The 22,082-nt window shown below is 34.9% G+C and carries 20 protein-coding genes and 1 pseudogene; 19 read left to right on the forward strand and 2 right to left on the reverse strand.

Going from position 1 to position 22,082, the window contains the following annotated elements; all coding sequences use genetic code 11:
* Positions 1-65: 65 nt before the first annotated feature.
* Positions 66-1,865 (reverse strand): transcription termination factor Rho, encoded by a 1,800-nt coding sequence (rho, locus tag E0I61_RS10295; protein WP_132071226.1) that lies wholly within the window; start codon positions 1,863-1,865, stop codon positions 66-68.
* Between the two features lie 182 nt (positions 1,866-2,047).
* On the opposite strand from rho, the gene E0I61_RS10300 reads away from it, so the two are divergent.
* The 3 genes from E0I61_RS10300 to E0I61_RS10310 all read left to right on the forward strand — a co-directional run bounded on the left by E0I61_RS10300 (position 2,048) and on the right by E0I61_RS10310 (position 5,199).
* Positions 2,048-2,461 carry a DUF4293 family protein gene (locus E0I61_RS10300; RefSeq protein WP_131994739.1) on the forward strand — a complete coding sequence of 138 codons (414 nt, stop codon included), beginning with the start codon at positions 2,048-2,050 and terminating at the stop codon, positions 2,459-2,461.
* A 158-nt stretch (positions 2,462-2,619) separates the two neighbouring features.
* The gene (locus tag E0I61_RS10305; RefSeq protein WP_132071412.1) at positions 2,620-3,282 is read left to right on the forward strand and encodes a response regulator; all 663 of its coding nucleotides are present in this window, start codon (positions 2,620-2,622) and stop codon (positions 3,280-3,282) included.
* A gap of 189 nt (positions 3,283-3,471) precedes the next feature.
* Entirely contained in the window at positions 3,472-5,199 is a 1,728-nt protein-coding gene (locus E0I61_RS10310; protein WP_132071228.1) for a tetratricopeptide repeat-containing sensor histidine kinase, read from the forward strand.
* Here the strand turns inward: E0I61_RS10310 and E0I61_RS10315 are convergent.
* A complete protein-coding gene (locus E0I61_RS10315; protein WP_132071230.1) occupies positions 5,174-5,671 on the reverse strand; it encodes a metallophosphoesterase family protein in 498 nt (165 codons plus the stop codon). The genes E0I61_RS10310 and E0I61_RS10315 overlap by 26 nt on opposite strands.
* Positions 5,672-5,823: 152 nt before the next feature.
* Between E0I61_RS10315 and truA the strand changes: the two genes are divergently transcribed.
* The 16 genes and pseudogenes from truA to E0I61_RS10390 all read left to right on the forward strand — a co-directional run bounded on the left by truA (position 5,824) and on the right by E0I61_RS10390 (position 22,066).
* Positions 5,824-6,558, forward strand: a complete 735-nt coding sequence (truA, locus tag E0I61_RS10320; protein ID WP_131994727.1) for a tRNA pseudouridine(38-40) synthase TruA — start codon at positions 5,824-5,826, stop codon at positions 6,556-6,558.
* An 82-nt stretch (positions 6,559-6,640) separates the two neighbouring features.
* A complete protein-coding gene (locus E0I61_RS10325; protein WP_132071231.1) occupies positions 6,641-8,395 on the forward strand; it encodes an ABC transporter ATP-binding protein in 1,755 nt (584 codons plus the stop codon).
* 203 nt (positions 8,396-8,598) lie between these two features.
* Positions 8,599-9,987, forward strand: coding sequence for a dihydrolipoyl dehydrogenase (gene lpdA / locus E0I61_RS10330; RefSeq protein WP_132071233.1), 1,389 nt, complete (start codon positions 8,599-8,601; stop codon positions 9,985-9,987).
* A gap of 394 nt (positions 9,988-10,381) precedes the next feature.
* Positions 10,382-11,167 (forward strand): hypothetical protein, encoded by a 786-nt coding sequence (locus tag E0I61_RS10335; RefSeq protein WP_132071237.1) that lies wholly within the window; start codon positions 10,382-10,384, stop codon positions 11,165-11,167.
* A 281-nt stretch (positions 11,168-11,448) separates the two neighbouring features.
* A complete protein-coding gene (locus E0I61_RS10340) occupies positions 11,449-12,285 on the forward strand; it encodes a serine O-acetyltransferase (RefSeq protein WP_132071239.1) in 837 nt (278 codons plus the stop codon).
* A gap of 3 nt (positions 12,286-12,288) precedes the next feature.
* Positions 12,289-13,206, forward strand: coding sequence for a cysteine synthase A (cysK, locus tag E0I61_RS10345; RefSeq protein ID WP_132071241.1), 918 nt, complete (start codon positions 12,289-12,291; stop codon positions 13,204-13,206).
* Between the two features lie 369 nt (positions 13,207-13,575).
* A complete protein-coding gene (locus E0I61_RS10350; RefSeq protein WP_131994715.1) occupies positions 13,576-14,145 on the forward strand; it encodes a putative glycolipid-binding domain-containing protein in 570 nt (189 codons plus the stop codon).
* 161 nt (positions 14,146-14,306) lie between these two features.
* Positions 14,307-15,206: an alpha/beta hydrolase family protein gene (locus E0I61_RS10355; protein WP_132071242.1), complete on the forward strand. Its 900-nt coding sequence runs from the start codon at positions 14,307-14,309 to the stop codon at positions 15,204-15,206.
* Positions 15,207-15,376: 170 nt separating this feature from the next.
* Positions 15,377-15,947 (forward strand): annotated as a pseudogene (locus E0I61_RS10360) (LOG family protein).
* Positions 15,948-16,066: 119 nt separating this feature from the next.
* Positions 16,067-16,552, forward strand: coding sequence for a DinB family protein (locus E0I61_RS10365; RefSeq protein ID WP_132071244.1), 486 nt, complete (start codon positions 16,067-16,069; stop codon positions 16,550-16,552).
* A gap of 110 nt (positions 16,553-16,662) precedes the next feature.
* Positions 16,663-17,109, forward strand: a complete 447-nt coding sequence (locus E0I61_RS10370) for an endo-arabinase (RefSeq protein ID WP_132071246.1) — start codon at positions 16,663-16,665, stop codon at positions 17,107-17,109.
* A gap of 434 nt (positions 17,110-17,543) precedes the next feature.
* Entirely contained in the window at positions 17,544-19,964 is a 2,421-nt protein-coding gene (ppsA, locus tag E0I61_RS10375) for a phosphoenolpyruvate synthase (protein WP_132071248.1), read from the forward strand.
* Between the two features lie 12 nt (positions 19,965-19,976).
* Positions 19,977-20,138: a hypothetical protein gene (locus tag E0I61_RS16315; protein WP_165930211.1), complete on the forward strand. Its 162-nt coding sequence runs from the start codon at positions 19,977-19,979 to the stop codon at positions 20,136-20,138.
* A 35-nt stretch (positions 20,139-20,173) separates the two neighbouring features.
* A complete protein-coding gene (locus E0I61_RS10380) occupies positions 20,174-20,632 on the forward strand; it encodes an OsmC family protein (RefSeq protein ID WP_235832106.1) in 459 nt (152 codons plus the stop codon).
* A gap of 153 nt (positions 20,633-20,785) precedes the next feature.
* Complete coding sequence (gene pdhA, locus E0I61_RS10385) at positions 20,786-21,733, forward strand: pyruvate dehydrogenase (acetyl-transferring) E1 component subunit alpha (RefSeq protein WP_132071252.1); 948 nt, start codon at positions 20,786-20,788, stop codon at positions 21,731-21,733.
* A 27-nt stretch (positions 21,734-21,760) separates the two neighbouring features.
* The gene (locus tag E0I61_RS10390) at positions 21,761-22,066 is read left to right on the forward strand and encodes a zinc ribbon domain-containing protein (protein WP_205728682.1); all 306 of its coding nucleotides are present in this window, start codon (positions 21,761-21,763) and stop codon (positions 22,064-22,066) included.
* Positions 22,067-22,082 lie beyond the last annotated feature (16 nt).

Raw genomic sequence — 22,082 nt, forward strand, 5'->3', positions numbered from 1 at the left:
TTTATAATATTATTTTTTTAGCTTATCTTTTTCCAACCTTAAACTAAAAAACTTCAAACTTTCTATTAATCATTCATTGAGATTAAAAATTCCTCATTATTCTTCGTTTTCTTGAAACGATCATTAATGAAATCCATCGCTTCCACCGGGTTCATATCCGAAAGGTATTTTCGCATAATCCACATGCGTTGCAATGTTTTTTGATCCAATAACATATCATCACGTCTGGTACTTGAAGAAGTCAAATCGATAGCCGGAAAAATACGTTTGTTGGCAATTTTTCTGTCCAATTGCAATTCCATATTACCGGTACCTTTAAATTCTTCGAAGATAACTTCATCCATTTTCGAACCAGTTTCAGTCAATGCAGTAGCGATAATACTTAATGAACCCCCATTTTCTACATTACGGGCAGCTCCAAAGAAACGCTTTGGTTTTTGTAATGCATTCGCATCCACACCACCACTTAATACTTTACCTGAAGCAGGTTGTACCGTATTATAGGCTCTGGCCAAACGCGTAATAGAATCCAATAGAATCACTACATCGTGACCACATTCTACCAATCGTTTCGCTTTTTCAAGAACGATATTCGCAATTTTCACATGCTCTTGTGGTTCTCTGTCAAATGTAGAAGCAATTACTTCCCCACGCACACTACGTTGCATATCGGTAACCTCTTCCGGTCGCTCATCAATCAATAAAACAATTAAATACACTTCAGGATGATTTGCCGCAATTGCATTGGCAATTTCCTTAAGCAACATCGTTTTACCCGTTTTGGGCTGCGCCACAATCATTCCACGTTGTCCTTTTCCTATTGGTGAAAACAAATCGATAATTCGGGTAGAAATAGTACTTTGCTTCTCTGCCAATTTGAATTTTTCTGATGGAAAAACTGGAGTTAAATGTTCGAATGAAACTCTGTCACGAACCACTTGCGGATCGTGTCCGTTTATTTTTAAAACTCTTACTAATGGAAAAAATTTCTCTCCTTCTTTTGGTGGACGAACCACGCCTTTTACCGTATCTCCGGTTTTAAGACCGAACAATCTGATTTGAGAAGTCGATAAATAAATATCATCTGGCGAAGCCAAATAATTATAATCTGAAGAACGCAAGAAACCATATCCATCCGGCATCATTTCCAGAACGCCTTCACTTTCTATGATTCCGTCAAATTCAAAATCCGAAGCAGCAAAATTACTTTTCTTATTTTTAAAATTCGGATTTTGATTCCCATTTCCGTTTCCATTACCATTTTGATTTGGGTTTTGGTTAAGATTCTGATTTGGATTTTGCTTATGTAACTGGTTTGGATTTATCTTTTTTACTGGAGCGGAAGGAGCTTCTGTTTTCTCTTCAGTTGCTGTATCTACAACTATCCCATTCTCTGTACTTGCTTCTTTAACCTCTTCTTTATCCTTTTTTAAAGCAATTTTCTTTTCGTAAGCTGATTTATTAAATTTAATAATTTTACCAACTTTTTTCTCATTTTCTTCAGATTCTGGGTTTGGAGCCAGTTCCTCTTCTTTTGAAACAGGTTCAATCGGAAGATTATTTTCACCTGCAGCATTTGTCTCAGTTACAACTTCTTCTTTTTCAAAAAGAGAATTTGCTACCACTTTTTGAATTGCTGCTTTTTTTACAGGAACTATTCTAACTCTTTTGGGTTTATCGTCTTCAACGTTACCTTCCTCTTTTGTATCTGATGCAGAATCAACGTTAGAAGTCACTTGATGCTCTAAAATCTGACTTATTAAAGTATCTTTTTTTACACCGTTAAACTTTATGGTTCTAGCTGATTTAGCTATTTCTTGAAGCTCAGAAAGCTTCATTTCTTTTAATGCAGAAATATCAAACATGAATGTTCTATGAGTTTAATTAATTTTGGAAAATAATGTAAAAGATAGGTAGTAAACTTTATTTTGAATCAACCGCAGTATGAAGTGCTTACGGTATTATGATGCAATAATACGAATAAAATTTAATCAGACAATAGTATTTATTAAAAAGAAAATATATTTTTGTAAAAGATATTTAACAAATGATACAAAGAATTCAGACTATATATTTACTACTTGCATTTGTAGTTACAGGCATACTGCTGTTTTTTATTCCGTTATGGACAATGAAAGACGGAAAAGACTTTTATTTCATGCAAAACCAAGTGTATACGATACTATTGGGATTGAGTACTACGCTGAGTTTGTTAAGTATTGTTTCCTATAAAAAAAGACAAAATCAATTTGTCATTGGCAGATTGAATATCATATTAAATTTGATTTTATTAGGATTGTTTGTATATCGTTCACTAAATCTATCTGGAGAAACACCTGCTGTTTCGGAGAAAGGTATTGGGATGTTTCTACCTGTAGTTGCTATCGTATTATTAGTCTTGGCTAATAAAGCGATCAAAAAGGATGAAGATCTTGTAAAATCTGTGGACAGATTGAGGTAAACCTATAAACTTTAGTTTATTAGTGCGAAGAGAACCCGAATGTAACAATTCGGGTTTTTTTGTGTCTTACTATTTTTTTTAGCTAAAAAAAAGAATAAAAATCTTATAAAATGATATTCTCCTATTTTTTTTATAAATTTGAAAATAGTAATTACGATATGTTACAAAAAATCAAAATTCACCTCGCTGATGATCATCAAATTCTTATTGATGGCATTCGGACTTTACTGCATACCGTCCCTAATTTTGAAGTAGTTGGGTTTTCACTCAATGGCGACACTATTTTCAATGAGGTTACCGAAAACAAAGCAGATATTCTTGTTTTAGATATTAATATGCCTAAAAAAGATGGAATCGAAGTCATTAAGGAATTTGCTGAAAAAGGATTTCCTTGTAAAATTATTGTTTTATCCAGTTACGATGATTTAAGAATAATAAAGGAAGTCATGAAATTGGGCAGTAGTGGCTATTTGACAAAAAAATGTGCCGGTGAGAATATCGTTGAAGCGATTCAAGCGGTATCCAGAGGCGAAGAATATTTTTGCAAATCTGTTCGGGAAAAAATATTCAGTACCGTCACAAAGGACAATATAAAGTTAATAAAAAACGAGTCTGCGGTAAATTCTATTTTAACGGATAGGGAATTAGAAATTATCACATTGATATCACTGGAATATAGCGGTAAAGAAATTAGTGATCGCCTGTTTATCAGCGTAAATACTGTTGAAACTCACCGTAAAAATATAATGAAAAAATTAGATGCAAAAAACTCCATAAGTCTTGTTAAATATGCCATTAAACATAAATTAATTAAATCTTGAATCGATGGCAATCCATTAGAAACACGATTTACTTTTTATTAAACTTTAACTGGACTCTGAAAGCTAAAATTCACATTTGTTTTCCTCTTAAACTATTTCTGAAACAAATTAAATTTTCAATTAATCAGTCGTGGATGAAACATTAGAATCTTTAAAAATCACACAAAACAGAATAAAATTAAATTCTCTATGCGGTACAAACAAATTGTTATAGTATTGATTTTACTCCTGAATCTCTCTTGTATCAATGTTTTTTCACAAAAGAAAGCACCTTCAAAAAAAGAAGTTACCTTGATTTCCAACGAGGCAATTAAGTTAATGAAAGAGGGAATTTTTGAAAAATCATTAGTAAAATCAAGACTTGCTCTAACGTATGCAATTGCTTTAAAAGATGACAATTTAATTGCCGCAACTTACAACACAATTGCTGCTAATTTTGACCAATTGTCTGAATATGATAAAGCTTTTTTTTATTATAAAAAGGGATTAGCCCATGCAAATAAAACAAATAATGATGTTTTAAAAAATTGGATAAATAATAATTTGGGAAACATTTATTGTTTTGACAAAAAACAATATGAAAAGGGAATTTACTACTATAAGAAGTCACTACAATACAGCACCAAAATCCATGATTCAGCTCAAATTGTTTTTACTAAACTCAATATTACTTGGGCCTATTTTGACATTGGTCGCTATAACGAAGGACTCCCTTATTTAAAATACATCAATAAACATCACGAAAAACATAGAGATGAATCGACCATTGTTGCACTGAATATGCTAAATGGAATGTATTACAACTATAAAAATAATCCTAAAAAAGCATTATTCTTTTTCCAGAATGCCATTAAATTAGGAAACGAAGGAAATGAAAAATCAGACTTATCATATTCACATCATGAATTTTCTAAATTTTTATTAAAAAATGGAGATTATGAAAATGCTTATAAAAATCTGGCACTTTACAATGATCTAACTATTAAATTAAACAATGAAGAAAAGCTCAATAAAGCAAGTGTGGCAGGAATAAATCTTGAAATTGACGAGTATAAAAGAGAAATCGATAAAATAGGAAATGACTACAAAACCAAAGAATATTTACTACTGCAAGAGCAATCAAGGAGCAGAAAAATTGTAATCGTAATAATTCTGACTTTATTGTTTTTCTTTTTCCTTTTTTACATTTTCTCAGAAAACTCAAAGCTTAAACAAAAAAACAAAATAAAAGACATAGAAAGTCAGGTACAACAAAATATAATCAACGCATCCATCAATGGACAAGAATTAGAACGAAAAAAAATCGCTTCATTTTTGCATGATAACATTAGCGCGTTACTATCATCCGCAGGATTACATTTGAATGCTTTCACCTCGAAAAACCCCACTAATATGGAAGAAATCATAAAAACTAAAGCCATATTAGAGGAAGCGCATGATCAAATAAGGGATTTATCTCATGAACTGATGCCAACCCTTTTAGCACGATTTGGTTTATTTTACGCATTAGAAGATTTATGCGAAAAGAATTCAAATTCAGTAATTCAATTTAACTACTCTATTGTTGTACCCACAAAAACACGTTACAATGAGGATTTTGAAATGAAAATGTATTTTATCATAATGGAATTACTAAATAATATCATAAAACACAGTCGCGCCACTCAGGCTAATTTAATTATTCAAGAAAACAATAAATCGCTTCAAATCAAAATCGAGGATAACGGTAAAGGATTTGACACCGATAAATTTTATATTCTGGAAGGTTTCGGAATCAACCAAGTTAAAGCCCGAATAAACAATCTAAAAGGAACTATCGCAATACATTCAAAGATTTATTCCTGTACATCAGTTACTATTGAAGTGCCTATTACCTATCAAAAAAAAATAACTACACCCGTTTTTCCATCTCAATAATTTCCATATCCTTGATTTTATCCCCCTCAATCACAAAACGCAACATCGTGCGTACCTGATGAAAACCACTTTTTCCAGCCGCTCCGGGATTCATGTGTAAGAGATTATATTTCTTATCAAATATGACTTTCAAAATGTGCGAATGTCCACAAACAAACAATTTTGGCGGATTCGATTCCATCTCCGCTTTGACATTGGGGTTGTATTTCCCAGGATAACCGCCAATATGCGTAATCCAAACATCCACTCCCTCACACATAAATCGATTGTGCAACGAGAATTCCAATCGGGCTTTAGCATCGTCAATATTACCATAGACACAACGCAACGGTTTTAGCTTTTTTATCGCATCCGTTACAGCCAAATCACCGATATCACCCGCATGCCAAACTTCGTCAGCCTGCATGACATATTTCAAAATGGTATCATCAATATGACTGTGCGTATCGGAAAGAAGAAGTATTTTTTTCATTATTTTAAAGCTACAAAGTGGCAAAGGTACAAAGTTGCTGAGTTTAGTCTCCTATTATTAAAACAAAACCAACCAGAACCTAAACTTTTAACCTTTACTCCACATAAAAACTTTGTACCTTTGTTCCTTTGAAACTTTGCGACAAACAAACCTTGAGATATTTCATCAAATTAGCATACAACGGAACCCATTATCACGGCTGGCAATACCAACCCAATGCTGCTTCCGTTCAGGAAACGATGAACAAAGCGTTTTCGGTACTATTGAACACAACCATCAATCTTATGGGAGCCGGAAGAACGGATACCGGCGTTCATGCCAAAGAGATGTACGCTCATTTTGATTTTGAAGCACCATTTGACATTCCAAGTTTAATACACAAACTCAACTCTTATCTTCCTAAAGACATTGTGATTTATGACATTATTCCGGTTCATGATGAAGCGCATACGCGTTTTGATGCTACTAAAAGAACCTACGAATATCATATCAATATCTTTAAAGATGTTTTTTCGCAAGACCAAAGTTGGTATTTCCACCAAAAACTAGATATCAATTTGATGAACGAAGCAGCAAAATTATTATTCAATCACACTGATTTTCAATGTTTTTCAAAAGTAAATACGGATGTAAATACTTTTGACTGTACTATTTTTGAAGCCAATTGGAAACAAAAAAATGACAACATAATTTTCACTATTTCGGCCAATCGTTTTTTACGAAATATGGTTCGTGCTATTGTGGGAACATTAGTAAACATAGGATTACACAAGATTACACTGGCTGATTTTACTGCCATCATAGAAAGCAAAAACCGAGATAAAGCTGGTTTTTCGGTTCCGGCGCATGGTTTATATTTAACCAAAATAGAATACGATTACATTTAAATAATTACGAATTAAAAATTACGAATTATGCATCTAAGATTCAAATCGTAATTTCTAATTCGTAATTCGTAATTCACAAAACATGAAAGCAAAAGCATTTGATACCCGATTATTCAAACGAATATTAAAATTCACTAAACCCTACCAATGGCGTTTTAATGGCGTGATTATTTTCGCCATTTCACTATCGATTTTTGCGGCATTGCGTCCGTATTTATTGAAACAAACCGTGGATGGTTACATTGCAACCCAAGACCAGCAAGGATTATTGATGTATGTAGTCTTGATGGGAATTGTACTATTACTGGAGGTATTTTCGCAATTTTACTTTGTGTATTGGGCGAACTGGCTTGGTCAGGATATTGTAAAAGACATTAGAACAAAATTATTTCGCCATATTCTAAGTTTCCGAATGAAATATTTCGATCATGTTCCCGTGGGACAACTCGTGACACGTTCAGTTTCGGATATTGAATCGATTGCCCGAATTTTCAGTCAGGGATTATTCATGATTATCAGCGACTTGATGAAAATGGTTGTTGTACTGGCTTTTATGTTCTACATGAACTGGAAACTGACTTGGATTGTGATTGTGGCGATGCCAATTTTAGTTTATTTCACTAGAATTTTCCAAAAGAAAATGCAAGTGGCTTTTGAGGAAGTACGTACCCAAATTGCCAACATGAATTCCTTTGTACAGGAACGCGTAACGGGAATGAAGATTGTCCAACTTTTTAATCGTGAAGAAATTGAATACGAAAAATTCAAAAGCATCAATGATAAACACAAAAAAGCGTGGATAAAAACCATTCTTTATAACTCCATCTTCTTCCCCATTGCCGATATAATTTCGTCTTTAACCCTTGGTTTTATTGTGTTATATGGCGGAATCAAGATATTAAACGGGGATAACTTTACCACTTTTGGAGATTTATTTTCGTATACGATGTTCATCGGAATGTTATTCAATCCATTACGTCAAATTGCGGATAAATTCAACGAGATGCAACTGGGAATGATTGCGGCAAACCGTGTTTTTGATATTTTAGATACCGAAGATCAAATTCAGGATACTGGAATTATCGAAGCGCCAATCTTTAAGGGAGACATCGAATTCAAGAATGTTCGTTTTGGATATATTCCGGATGAAGAAGTGATAAAAGGAATCGACTTAGAGGTTAATGCTGGTCAAACTATTGCTATTGTAGGCTCTACAGGTGCCGGAAAATCTACGATTATTAACTTGCTGAATCGTTTTTACGAAATCAACAGCGGTTCTATTTACATAGACAATCACAATATTGAGAATTACACATTGAGTTCGTTACGAAAACAAATTGCGGTTGTTTTGCAGGATGTTTTCCTTTTTGCCGATACTATTTTCAACAATATCACCTTAAATAATCCTGAAATTAGTCGCGAACAAGTTTTGGCTGCAGCCAAAAAAATTGGCGTACATGAATTCATCATGAGTTTACCTGATAATTATGATTTTGATGTGAAGGAACGCGGCGTTATGTTATCATCAGGACAACGCCAACTGATTGCTTTCTTGAGAGCGTATGTGAGTAATCCCAGTATTTTGATTTTGGACGAAGCCACGTCCTCGATCGATACGTATTCTGAAGAATTGATTCAGCGCGCTACGGAAACCATTACCAAAGGCAGAACATCTATTGTAATTGCGCACCGCTTGGCAACGATTGTCAATGCTGATAAAATTGTGGTAATGGACAAAGGACTTATTGTAGAACAAGGAACGCATCTGGAATTAATCAACCGCGAGAGCGGCTATTACAAGAACTTGTATGATTCCCAGTTTTCGGTAGCAAATTAGTGAATGGTGAAAAGTGAGAAGTGTCTTGTTTTACGGCATTAAATTGTACAATTTTTAAATCTTTACATTTATTGAAACTTTAAACTTTCTCAAAACAGAATAAATCCTTAAATTCGCCCAATCAATTAAATAAGAAAAACACACATAAATGAAAGACGCTTTTGCAAATTTCATTTTACAATTAAAAAATAAATACTAGAAAAATGAAATACGATATTATAGTTTTAGGAAGTGGTCCAGGTGGTTATGTTACAGCTATTAGAGCATCACAATTAGGCTTTAAAGTAGCCGTAATAGAAAAAGAAAACTTAGGCGGTGTATGCTTGAACTGGGGTTGTATCCCAACAAAAGCGTTACTAAAATCAGCTCAGGTTTTTGATTATCTTAAGCACGCTTCTGATTATGGATTGACTGTTTCATCATTTGACAAAGACTTCCCTGCTGTTGTACAACGCAGCCGTTCAGTAGCTGACGGAATGAGCAAAGGGGTTCAATTCTTGATGAAAAAAAATAAAATTGACGTGATTGATGGTTTTGGAAAACTAAAGCCAGGAAAAAAAGTTGATGTTACTGACAAAGAAAATAAAGTTACTGAATACAGTGCTGATCATATCATTGTAGCTACTGGAGCACGTTCTCGTGAGTTGCCAAACTTGCCTCAAGATGGTGTAAAAGTGATTGGTTACAGACAAGCAATGACTTTGCCAACACAACCAAAATCAATGATTATTGTTGGTTCTGGAGCGATTGGTGTTGAATTTGCACATTTCTACAACTCAATGGGAACTGATGTAACTATTGTAGAATTTATGCCAAATGTAGTTCCTGTTGAAGACGAGGACATTTCGAAACAAATGGAACGTTCTTTGAAAAAAGCAGGTATCAAAATAATGACAAACTCATCTGTTGAGAGAATTGATACTACTGGAGCAGGTGTTAAAGCATTTGTGAAAACGGCTAAAGGAGAAGAAGTGTTAGAAGCTGAAATTTTACTTTCGGCTGTTGGAATCAAAACCAACATTGAAAACATCGGATTAGAAGAAGTAGGAATTGCTACTGACAAAGATAAAATTTTGGTAAATGCTTACAACCAAACGAACATTCCGGGTTATTACGCCATTGGTGATGTTACACCAGGACAAGCATTAGCACACGTAGCTTCTGCGGAAGGAATCAATTGTGTGGAGAAAATTGCAGGATTACACGTAGAACCTATCGATTACGGAAACGTACCGGGTTGTACGTATGCAACTCCAGAAATTGCTTCTGTAGGATTGACTGAAAAACAAGCTAAAGAAAAAGGATACGAATTAAAAATTGGTAAATTCCCATTTTCAGCTTCAGGAAAAGCAAAAGCTGCTGGAACACCGGATGGTTTTGTAAAAGTAATTTTTGATGCTAAATACGGAGAATGGTTAGGATGTCACATGATTGGTGCCGGAGTTACGGATATGATTGCTGAGGCAGTTGTGGCGCGTAAACTGGAAACTACTGGACACGAAATCCTAAAATCAATTCACCCACACCCAACGATGAGCGAAGCAGTTATGGAAGCGGTTGCTGATGCGTATGGTGAGGTAATACATTTGTAAATAAATAATCATGTAACGTAGAGACGCACGATAGTAGAGACTGCAGTGCGTCTCTACAGAAAAATATAAAATCCGATTTGTGAAAGCAAATCGGATTTTTTTATGGGTTTAGCCAAAATATAACGCAGTGTATCTCTACTTTGAAATCGTCAAAACAACGCTATTAAAAGTAGTTTTTTAACCTCAACCTACTAAAAAAAACAAATTAAACTACTGCAACTACCTAATCCTCTTACGTCTAAATATTATATAAATACATTAACAATGAATTATGAAACTTTTATACAGAATTACGTAACAAAAATTTTAGACCTAATTCCGTAATTTGAATAACTTAAAACAGTTAAATAAACGAAATCCATTTTCTTTTTATAATTATTTAAATATATGTCTTATGAAAAATATTTATCTGAATGCCGGAACAATAAATGAAGTTTTTAATGACCTTGAAACTTCTTTTGATGGCGTTTTAAATTCAAATAACAACGAATTTAATTTAGCATTAGATACCGATTTGATTAAGGGAAATATTGACGGGGTAACCTTTATAAATGGTATTACTTCGATTCAGGTCAACATGACATTTTGTGATAATGTAACGCTAAGTATGGAATCATTAAGTGCATCGTCAATTGTTTTTGCGTACTGCACTAAGGGAACTTTCAAACACAGCTTTGGCATATCTGGTCACCAATCAACACTTAAAAAACACCTTTCAACTGTTGTAACCAGTAGTCGAAGTATAAATACTATAGTACATTTCAAAAAAAATACGCCTGTTCAATTTTCGATTATAAAAGTGGAAACCGCTGGCTTAGCACATACCATCAATGATTCTTTAATCTCGAATTTGAAGAAAACCTTTTTAGACAAACAACCAAATTATATGTATCAAGGCATTCAAAATTTGAGAATTGCAGAAAAGTTCCATCAGTTTAATGCTATTACAGAGCAAGGAATGTTGGGGCACATCATGAAAAAAGACATAATACAATCTATACTAACGCTGGAGATTGATGACAACACAGACAACATAATTAAAATGTCACGTGCCATCAAATGTTCGGCTTTACATCAAATCAATGAATTAAAAAAGATATCCGGTTCTATTAAACAGTATACTTTTGACGCTATGTTCAGCAAAGTTATTAATTCAAAAAACAGGATATTTATTAAGTAACTTTTTAGAAAAAAATTTATTAAGCAGTGTCAATATTTTTGAAACTATTTACCATTTCAAGAATTAAGAAAATTCATTTTTGAAGTCAGCACTATAAATCCGATTTGTGAAAGCAAATCGGATTTATAGTGCTGACTATTTAAACACCAAACGGCTATTTTGTGGGAATTTAGCATATTAACATTTATTTACTAATCAAGGTTTTGAACCTATCGTATTGTGCTCTATATTTGTATTTCGAGCCATTTTAATAACTCCATTTCGATTTTATCATACCATAAATGAATACTGAAACCATCCGTTTTTCGAACACACTACACGAAAACCAAAATAAAAATTGGGTAAGAGCCATCGATTCTTCTAAAATCATCAATTGGATTGATGATTTATTCAGAATATTATTTCCCGAGAAAGTTTTGGAAACCATACAAATCGAATTGCTTTTGGACCAAAACAAAGCCAACTTTATTGCCATCCTTTCGGAAATCGTAAAAGATAAAACAGCCAATGAAATTCTGGATGATGCCGAATCTTTTTACACCGTACTTCCAGACTTGTACACTTCGATGCAAAAAGATGCACAAGCCATATTAGATACGGATCCTGCTGCCGATTGCATTCAGGAAATCATCAATTCCTATCCCGGTTTTTTTGCCATAGAAGTCTATCGTATTGCCAATGCTATTGCTTCCCGCACCACTTGCCTGCTTCCGCGTATTCTTACCGAATATGCGCACAGCAAAACCGGAATTGACATTCACCCAAATGCTTCAATTGACGTCCCGTTTATGATTGATCATGGTACCGGAATTGTCATTGGCGAGACCACAATAATAGGAAAACACGTGAGTATTTATCAAGGAGTGACTTTGGGAGCGTTGCAAGTAGAGAAAAACATGCAGGAAAAAAAACGCCATCCTACCGTAGAAGACCATGTAATTATTTATGCTAATGCCACCATTTTGGGCGGAAGCACCATCATAGGAAACCACAGTATTATAGGCGGGAATACGTTTATAACCAAAAGTGTGAATCCGTATTCGTTTGTCATGCAATCCAATAAAAATACTGTTTTGAACCAGCAGGAAACAAAAGATATTAATTTTTTCTCCATATAAATTATGACAAAATACAACAACATACTCGAAACAATAGGCAACACGCCACATGTAAAAATCAATCGTTTATTTGGTGCCAACCATAATGTCTGGATTAAACTCGAACGAGCAAATCCCGGAGCCAGCATCAAGGACAGGATCGCTCTTGCCATGATCGAAGATGCCGAAGCAAAAGGATTGCTAAAAGAAGGCGGTACCATCATTGAAGCTACCTCCGGAAACACAGGTATTGGACTAGCGATGGTCGCTGCCGTAAAAGGCTATAAATTAACATTAGTAATGCCAGAATCCATGTCCATAGAAAGGCGCCGACTCATGAGCCTTTATGGTGCCGAATTTGTGCTGACTCCTCGTGAAAAAGGAATGAAAGGTGCATTGGAAAAAGCACAGGAATTAGTAACCGAAATACCTAATGCCTGGTCACCGCTTCAATTTGAGAATCCTGCCAATATTGAAATTCACAAAACTACCACCGCTCAGGAAATCATAAAAGCATTCCCTGACGGACTGGATTATTTGATTACCGGCGTAGGAACCGGCGGTCATATCACGGGTTGTGCCGAAATATTGAAACAACATTTCCCCAACCTAAAAGTATACGCAGTAGAACCCGAAGCATCGCCCGTTATCAGTGGTGGCGCACCAGCTCCCCACCCTATTCAAGGAATTGGAGCTGGATTTATCCCCACAAACCTGCATACTGATTTACTGGACGGAACCATTCAAGTCAGCAAAGACGAAGCATTTACCTATGCCCAAAGAGCTGCCAAAGAAGAAGGCATGTTCGTAGGAATATCCTCTGGAGCATCGCTGGCAGCCGTGGCCAAAAAATTACATGAAATTCCTGAAAATGCTAAAATCCTGACTTTTTGTTACGACACCGGCGAACATTATTTAAGCATCGAAGGCTTATTCGTATAAACGAAAAACAATTTTAAAATACAAACCGATTTGTGAAAACAAGTCGGTTTTTTTTATGGTTTTTTTTGGGCGTGTCCTTGTTGCAGCACTATTCAATAAATCACTTTGCTGAGTACCGCAACAAGGTCAGGCTGTACGCTACAATCTTTTATTACACTCCGCTTCATAAAAGGATTTTCACTGCCATCCTTCACGCAAAACCGGGCTAATTACAGACTCCCACACTTGTAAGAAACATCTCGCAAATAAAAAATACGTTTGATGATTTGTAAGATAATAATTAAAGTGTACATTTGAAAGTAATACGCTACGCAGTAGGGCCTATATACAAGTTAGCGGTAATTGCAAAACAGAAGAACCTCAAAGATTATGCAGACAAATATAATTTGGACCGGAAAACTTTATCATTCAATAGAACATTGTACTTTGACAAAGACACTCGTTGGAAATGAAATAACTTCTACAATTATCGGTGTTTATAAAAATCAAATTTACAAAGTCGATTATCACATAAAGACAAATAAAAACTGGGAAATCACATTTGTAACTTTACGCACACTGGTTGACAATTCCGATGAATTATTAACTTTAGAAAAGAAAGATGGAAAGTGGTTATTAAATGACAAGCCTAATTACGATTTACAAAACATTTTTGACATTGACATTTCTCTGACACCTTTTACTAATACATTACCCATTAACCGACTGCAATTAAAAGGCAATGAACGGAAGGTAATAGAAGTATTATATTTTGACATTCTTGAAAAACAAATTAAAAAAGTTAAACAAATTTATACACGACTTGGAACTGACCGTTATATTTACGAGAATTATGACAAAAGTTTTAAAACGGAGATAAAAATTGACAAACAAGGATTGGTAGTTGAATATCCGAAACTTTTCGAAATGACCGTTAAAAGCGAAAGCAACTACCACTAACAGCTACTACAACGGATTTGGGAATAGGCTTAATGGAAAGTTGGTTTTGTGTTTCGAATGATTTTGCAAATCCGAAAATAGGGCTTAATTTAGTCCCAAACCCGCTGTAGTAGGCAATGCTAACAATGACCATTCAAAAGAATTTTTTATATTAAACTAGTATGAATACTAACTTTTTTTCTAACTCACTTTTTTGGTTATTATTAATAACTTTACCAGAAATGGTGTTTTCTCAATCGGCCAATTTTACCATTCAAGATGTAAAGTTTGAAAGTCAAGGCGTCACTCTTGCAGGCTCGATTTTAACCCCTAAAAAAACATTTGCAGCAGTTGTAATTGTTCATGGGTCTGATCCTGTAAAAAGAGAAATGGAGTTCGCTAAACGTCTTGCCAAAGAAGGTATTGCTGTACTGACATATGATAAACGTGGAGTTGGAGAATCTGGCGGTGTATATGTAGGACCATCTGTTGGCACGAATAATATTGACACTACTAATCTTAATTTATTATCTCATGATGCAAGTGCAGCAGTAAATACATTTCAAACCCATTTGAAAGATAAAAAAACACCAATTGGATTAGTTGGCTTCAGTCAAGCAGGATGGATAATCCCAATTGCTGCAGGCAAAAATCCACAAATTGAATTTATGGTTTTATTTAGTTGCCCTACAATTACAACTCTAGAACAACTTCGATTTCAGTTTTATACTAATGGAAACAATAATTTTTGGGAAAATCATACAGAATCAGATGCTCGTGAACATATTAAAGATGACCCAGACAGGTATCAATTCGTGGCGACTGACCCAAAAATTTCTCTGAATACTCTATTGATACCAGGACTTTGGCTTTTTGGTGAGAAAGATATCCAAATCCCAGTAAAGTTGTGTATAGAGCAATTAAATACATTTAAAGTTCAAGGTAAACCTTTCGAATATACCTTGTTTTCAACATTAGGACACAATACTGCTTCTGGCAATATTACAGCACCTGTTGATATTTCAATTCAATGGATAAAACAGAAAGCTTTAAACACTATGAAGTCTAAAGTATCAAAATAAAGCACTACCTACAACAGCTGCTACAACGGATTTGGGCAATTGGTTTAATGGAAAGTTGGTTTTGTATCTTTAATGTTTAGGCAAATCCGAAGATAGGGTTTAAATTAGTCCCAAACCTCGCCAAGCGGCGGGACGTCAAACTGACTAATAAATTAAGAAACATATTATACATGAAAAGAATTACTGTCTTCTGTGGATCCAGTTTTGGAAACGAAAAAAATTATGAAATTCAAGCTTTCAAACTTGGACTAGTAATGGCCGAAAATAATTATGAATTAGCGTATGGCGGCGCAAAAGTAGGTCTTCTGGGAAGTGTTGCAGATGGCGTCTTAAATCATAACGGAAAAGTATTTGGTGTTTTACCTAGCTTTCTAAATCGCAAACGATAGATTGACTGAATTATTCATTGTGGAAAGCATGCATGAGAAAAAAACCAAAATGAATGAACTTAGCGATGGCATAATTGCTTTGCCTGGCGGATTTGGAACTCTGGAAGATTTTTTTGAAATGCTGACTTGGGCGCAACTTGGACTCCATAAAAAGCCAATCGGAATTTTGAATGTCGATGGCTTTTATGATTTGCTGCTGGAATTTGTTGCAAACATGGTCGATAAAGGTTTTCTAAAACCAACCAATCAGCAAATGATACTGGTAAGTGATAATGCGGCAGATTTACTTGATAAAATGGAAAATTATGTCGCTCTCAAAGTTGGAAAATGGATTAAAAAAGGAAATGAATAATTAAGAGAAACAGGACTTTAATTGTTTGACTCGTATACAAAAAGCAGTAAGTTCCATTTTCGATTTGTATTTGAGATTTTCTGACTAATTCCGACATCGCATTCAAACTAATTCAACAAATGAATAATAATCAAAACGCGGTTAGCGCATTATTAGCCGAATATAAAAAAGCAATTATAGAATTGCAGCACATAATTTATGATATTTCACAGGAGGACTTAACATTTACAGTTGATAATGCAACTAAAAATCCGGATTGCAAATCCATTCAAACGTTACTTTCACATGTGGTGAGTTCAGGATATTCCTATTGTATTTACATTCAGAATTTTAAAGATATAAATAGCATCCGTCCCGAAAAAGTAAATCGGAGTTCTATTGTTGACTATATAAATGATTTAGATAACGTTCTCAAATTCACACAGCAAACATTTGCAATTATTGAGGATGATGCACTTGAAGAACGTGATGCTTCAAAGAAAATTAGGACTACTTGGGGACAACTTTACGACATCGAACAATTAATGGAACATGCAATAGTTCATATTTTACGCCACAGAAGACAAATTGAAAAATTTAAAACCATACTAAAACAACTGCACTAAACCGCAAACAACTGAGCAGTAGTTTTTTTTATGATATAAAATAATATATTTACTCCAATTAGCATTAAAAAGATCAAGACGATTATTCAAAACCAAAAAATACGAACAATATGAAGTGGACAGCCTCTTTTTTTCTTATCCTAATTATCAATATGGTAGGTTACAGCCAGAAGATTGATGAATCTGCAGTTATAAAAAAACTACTTGAAAAAGAGTCCGCAACATGGAGAGCTGCCGATAGTAAAGGTCATACAGAGTGTTGGCACATTCAACCGTACAGCCGAATATTAATTTCGACTGCAGATGGAATGACACTTGATATTCCGCCAACTGCAATGATTAACACAAATCCTAGTGCCATGGGAAATGGCGGTTTTTCCGTAAATACAAATTATAAAATGAGTATTAATGGGAACAGTGCCTGGGTAAGCCATGACGAAGAATCTACGGCTAAGGATGGCAAAAAAACGTTTTCCTATGAAATTCGATTATTAGAAAAAATAAAAGGACAATGGAAATTAGTGGGACAATCCATCCACTTGTATAATCCAAAATAATCTTCAAAACTTCATCTGCAAGGAATTATCACTATGTTTAGTAACCACTAAATAAAATCCCTATGTTTAGATATTTCAAAAAAAATAAATTTCGATCCAAAAAAAGACTAATCTCCACTGAGTCCCAACTTGCATTACCCCAAACGAAATAAAATCACAAACAACTGTTTATTAAATACTTAAAATAAAAAATATTAAAAAAAAGTATTCTTTTTGTACCAATAAAATAATTATTTGTTTAAATTTACAGTATTGGTTTAAACAGGCTGGAACACCTACTACCTCTTCTTTTAAACTTGATATGTAAATTTCAAACCTACTTCTGAATTACAAAATTTACTATCCTATAAACTAAAAATCCGCCCCAGTAATTTTCTATTGTTTCTTATCCAGCATACCAATAATGGTCTGTTTCTATTACAAAAACATACGAAATGGGGAAGTACAAATATATTTTGTTTTTTGACCAAATTGGTATTGATGCCATTGGTAAAGTTGGTGGCAAAAACGCCTCTCTAGGTGAAATGTACAATCAGCTTAATCCAATAGGGATCAGTATCCCTAATGGGTTTGCAGTTACTGCTGAAGGATATCGCCTTTTCAGGAAAATGAATAATCTGGAGAACCCCTTGAAGGATTTATTATTTTCATTAGATACAAAACACTATTCTAATCTTTCTTCTATTGGAGAAAAAGCCAGAAACCTTATTTTGTCTGCTGCAATTCCGGACGAAATTCGAAATGAAATTTACGCAGCCTACCAATCGCTTAGGGAACAATGTAACAGCAATAATCTTGATGTGGCCGTGCGGAGCAGCGCTACCGCTGAGGATTTACCAACAGCAAGTTTTGCAGGTCAAATGCAATCCTTTCTGAATATCAACGGTCCCATCCAATTATTGGATGCCGTTCATCGCTGTTTTGTATCCTTGTTTACAGATCGTGCCATCAAATACCGTCATGACATGGGTTTTGCTGCATTAGACATTGCCATTTCCGTTGGCGTTCAACAAATGGTACGAAGTGATAAAGCTTCGTCTGGCGTGGCATTTACCATTGATCCAGACAGCGGTTTCGAAAACACCATCATCATTAATGGTTGTTGGGGTTTGGGAGAAAATATTGTTCAGGGAACGGTGACACCTGATGAATGGATGGTTTTTAAACCAACTTTAGAAAATCCAGATTTGAATCCCATTCTAAAAAAACAGTGCGGGAGAAAAGAATTCACGATGATTTATGCTGAAAAATCAGAAAGTTCATCCGCGGAAAATACCATTATGAACACCGATACTTCTTTCGAAAAACAAAACCAGTTTTCGCTAAGTACTAAAGAAGTCATCCAACTGTCCCAATGGTGTTCTAAAATTGAAAAACATTATAAAAAACCAATGGATATCGAATGGGCAAAAGACGGTTTGAATAACCAACTTTACATTGTTCAGGCACGTCCGGAAACTGTACATGGGAAAAGAAATAAGCAAGTCAGGGAAATTTATAAACTCACCGAAAAAGGAAAACTGCTAACCCAAGGAATTGCACTCGGCGATAAAATTGCTTCCGGAAAAGCCCGAATTCTAAACAATCCGCAAGAAGGGGATTTATTGCAAAATGGAGAAATTATAGTAACAGATTTGACTAATCCGGATTGGGATCCTATCATGAAAAGAGCCTCGGCAATTATTACTAATAAAGGCGGACGCACCAGCCATGCAGCGATTGTTGCCCGAGAATTAGGAACCGTTGCCGTTGTTGGCTGCGGAAATGCCACTTCCGTAATAAAAAATGGTCAGGAAATCACCGTTTCCTGTGCCGAAGGCAAGGAAGGAAATATTTACGACGGAAAATTAAAATGGGAAGTATCAGAACAGGATTTCAGCAAACTTGAAATGCCAAAAACAGCTCCCATGCTTATTCTCGCCGATCCCGAAAGAGCGTTTGAATTAAGCCATTATCCCAATCAAGGCGTGGGTTTGATGCGAATGGAATTTGCTATTTCGAATACTATTAAAATTCATCCGCTGGCGTTGTGCGAACCTGAAAAAATAACAGATGAGAAGATTGTTGCCGAAATAGCCGCATTAACGAAAGGTTATGAAAATCCTAAAAATTATTTCATTGATAAACTGGCCGAAGCTGTAGCAATTGTTGCCGCCGCTTTTTATCCAAAAGAGGTTATTGTTCGAATGAGTGATTTTAAAAGTAACGAATATGCCAACCTCATCGGAGGAAAATATTACGAGCCCGATGAGGAAAACCCAATGATTGGTTTCCGTGGTGCTTCGCGTTATTACAATGATTTCTATCGAAAAGGTTTCGCTTTAGAATGCGAAGCCATGAAAAAAGTACGGAATGAAATGGGACTGGAGAATGTAAAACTGATGATTCCTTTTTGCAGAACAGTCGATGAAGGTGAAAATGTGCTTACCGAAATGTCCAAAAATGGATTAGTTCAAGGCATCAACGGATTACAGGTATATGTCATGATTGAGATTCCAAGCAATGTATTAATGGCCGATGAATTTGCAAAACTCTTTGACGGATTTTCTATTGGTTCCAATGATTTAACACAACTCACATTAGGCTTGGATCGCGATTCCGCACTGGTCAGTTATTTGTTTAGCGAAGAAAATCCTGCCGTTAAATCTTTAATTAAAGAAACGATTCGGGTCGCCAAACGTTTTGAAATAAAAGTGGGATTATGCGGACAAGCACCTAGCGATCTTCCACAATTCGCCAAATTTTTAGTGAACGAAGGCATTGATAGCATCTCGTTTAATCCAGATGCATTGATAAAAGGAATTGAAAACATTTTGGAAGCGGAAAAGAAAACAAAAAGAAAAATTCTAATGTAAATCAATTTAGTTATGGAAGCTCCATTCAAAAATAAAGTAGCCATCGTGACGGGTGGTACATCCGGAATTGGTAAATCAACCGTCTTGGTTTTCACTAAAAAGGGAGCTATTGCAAACTGTGCTTCTGTAGCCGGAAATGTAATGGCAGTTGATGGGGGATTTGTCACACAATAATTTTTGAGTTTAAATGTCCCTTAAAAATGTATATCATGTATACTTACGAAGTAAATCTAAAATGGTCAGACAAAAGGAAAGGGACGCTAAGTTCCCCCGTTTTACCTCAAAATATTGAAGTAGCGACACCTCCTGAGTTTCCGAAAGGGATGGAAAAAATTTGGTCGCCAGAGCATTTATTTGTGGCAGCGGTTAACAGTTGTCTGTTAACTACTTTTCTATCGATTGCCGAGAATTCAAGACTACAGTTTATAAGCTTTGAGAGTAAATCGACTTGTAATATTGATAAAATCAATGGAAAACATACCATAACCGAAATCATTCTTCAACCAAAACTCGTTATCCATTATTCCCAAAAACCGGAGCGGGCTAAACATATTTTGGAGATGAGTGAAAAAGCCTGTTTGATTACAAATGCCATAAAAATATCCATTCGTTTAGAGCCTGAAATAATTATTGAGTATAATCTTGTTCCGCTTGGCAATTCCTTTTAGAATAATATTCGAAATGTATTCCCAAAACCCGAAGCAGTAAAATTTTGTAACGATTACTAAAAGCCTTAAAACTCGAATTGCTGGAAGGATATCGCTCAACATTAGAACAAAACTAAAAATAACGAATCAAAAATTGATTCAAAAAAGATAATTATGGATGCCAAAAAAGACCTTTTACTTTTGTATCAAATGCTGCTCATTCGACGGTTTGAAGAGAAAGCTGCTGAGCTATACACTAAAGCAAAAATCAGGGGATTCCTGCATTTATATATTGGTGAAGAAGCAACAGCCGTAGGTGTAATGCAGGCATTAACCGATGATGACAATGTATTTAGTACCTATCGGGAACATGGCCATGCTTTGGCACGCGGTATTGATCCTGATATAATCATGGCAGAAATGTATGGTAAACTGGAAGGCTGTAGCCGAGGTAGAGGTAGCTCAATGCACCTTTTTGATGCCTCAAAAAAATTTTACGGAGGCAATGCTGTAGTTAGTGGCAATCTTCCAATAGCCGTTGGAATGGCATTGGCATCTAAAAAACAAAAGAAAAATAATATTACCTGTTGTTTCTTTAGTGAAGATGACGTTTCCAAATGTGAATTTCATGAAGCTCTGAATCTGGCAGCACTTTGGAAAGTTCCAATTTTATTTATTTGTGAAAACAATCTGTATGCTATGGGTAACGCAGTCCGGTATTCGCATACTGTAACAAATTTAGAAAAAAAAGGGATTGCGTCTTCTACCGTAGATGGTATGAATTTAATAAAAGTAATGCATGATGCCAATACGGCTGTCGAAAAAGTAAGAAGCAGTGGAAAACCCTATTTATTGATTTGCAATACCTATCGTTTTAGGGCATACTCCATGTTTGATACCGAATTATACCGTGCTAAAAAAGAAGTCGAGGAATGGAAAAGACGAGATCCGATTCCGCAATTCGAGCAGTTTCTTTTGCAACAGCAATGGATTACAGAAAATGAAATTACAGCTTTTGAAAGTAAAATAAAAACAAAAATCCAGAAGGCATTAGATTTTGCAGAAGAAGGAGCTCGGGAACCATTAGAACAATTGACCAAATTTGTTTACACTAAAATTTAAATTATAAATATTAAAATCAAAAACACTATGAAAAACTTTACACTAAACTCTTTAAAAGAAAACAGTATGGAAGACATACATTTTTGCCAAAGTTGCGGTATGCCACTTAATGCGGACAAACTAAAAGGTACAGAAAATAACGGTATTAAAAGCAATGACTATTGCAAGTATTGTTATGTTAACAGCGATTTTAAAAATCCGGAAATGAACCTGGATGACATGAAAAATGTTGTAAAAACATATATGGAAAAAAGAAAACTTCCCAGTTATATGATTCAAAAAGCCGTAAATATTTTACCCGCATTAAAACGTTGGAAAAGCAAGCAACAATAATTGATTCATCCCATGA

The sequence above is a fragment of the Flavobacterium ranwuense genome, assembly GCF_004349315.1.
GTDB lineage: Bacteria > Bacteroidota > Bacteroidia > Flavobacteriales > Flavobacteriaceae > Flavobacterium > Flavobacterium ranwuense.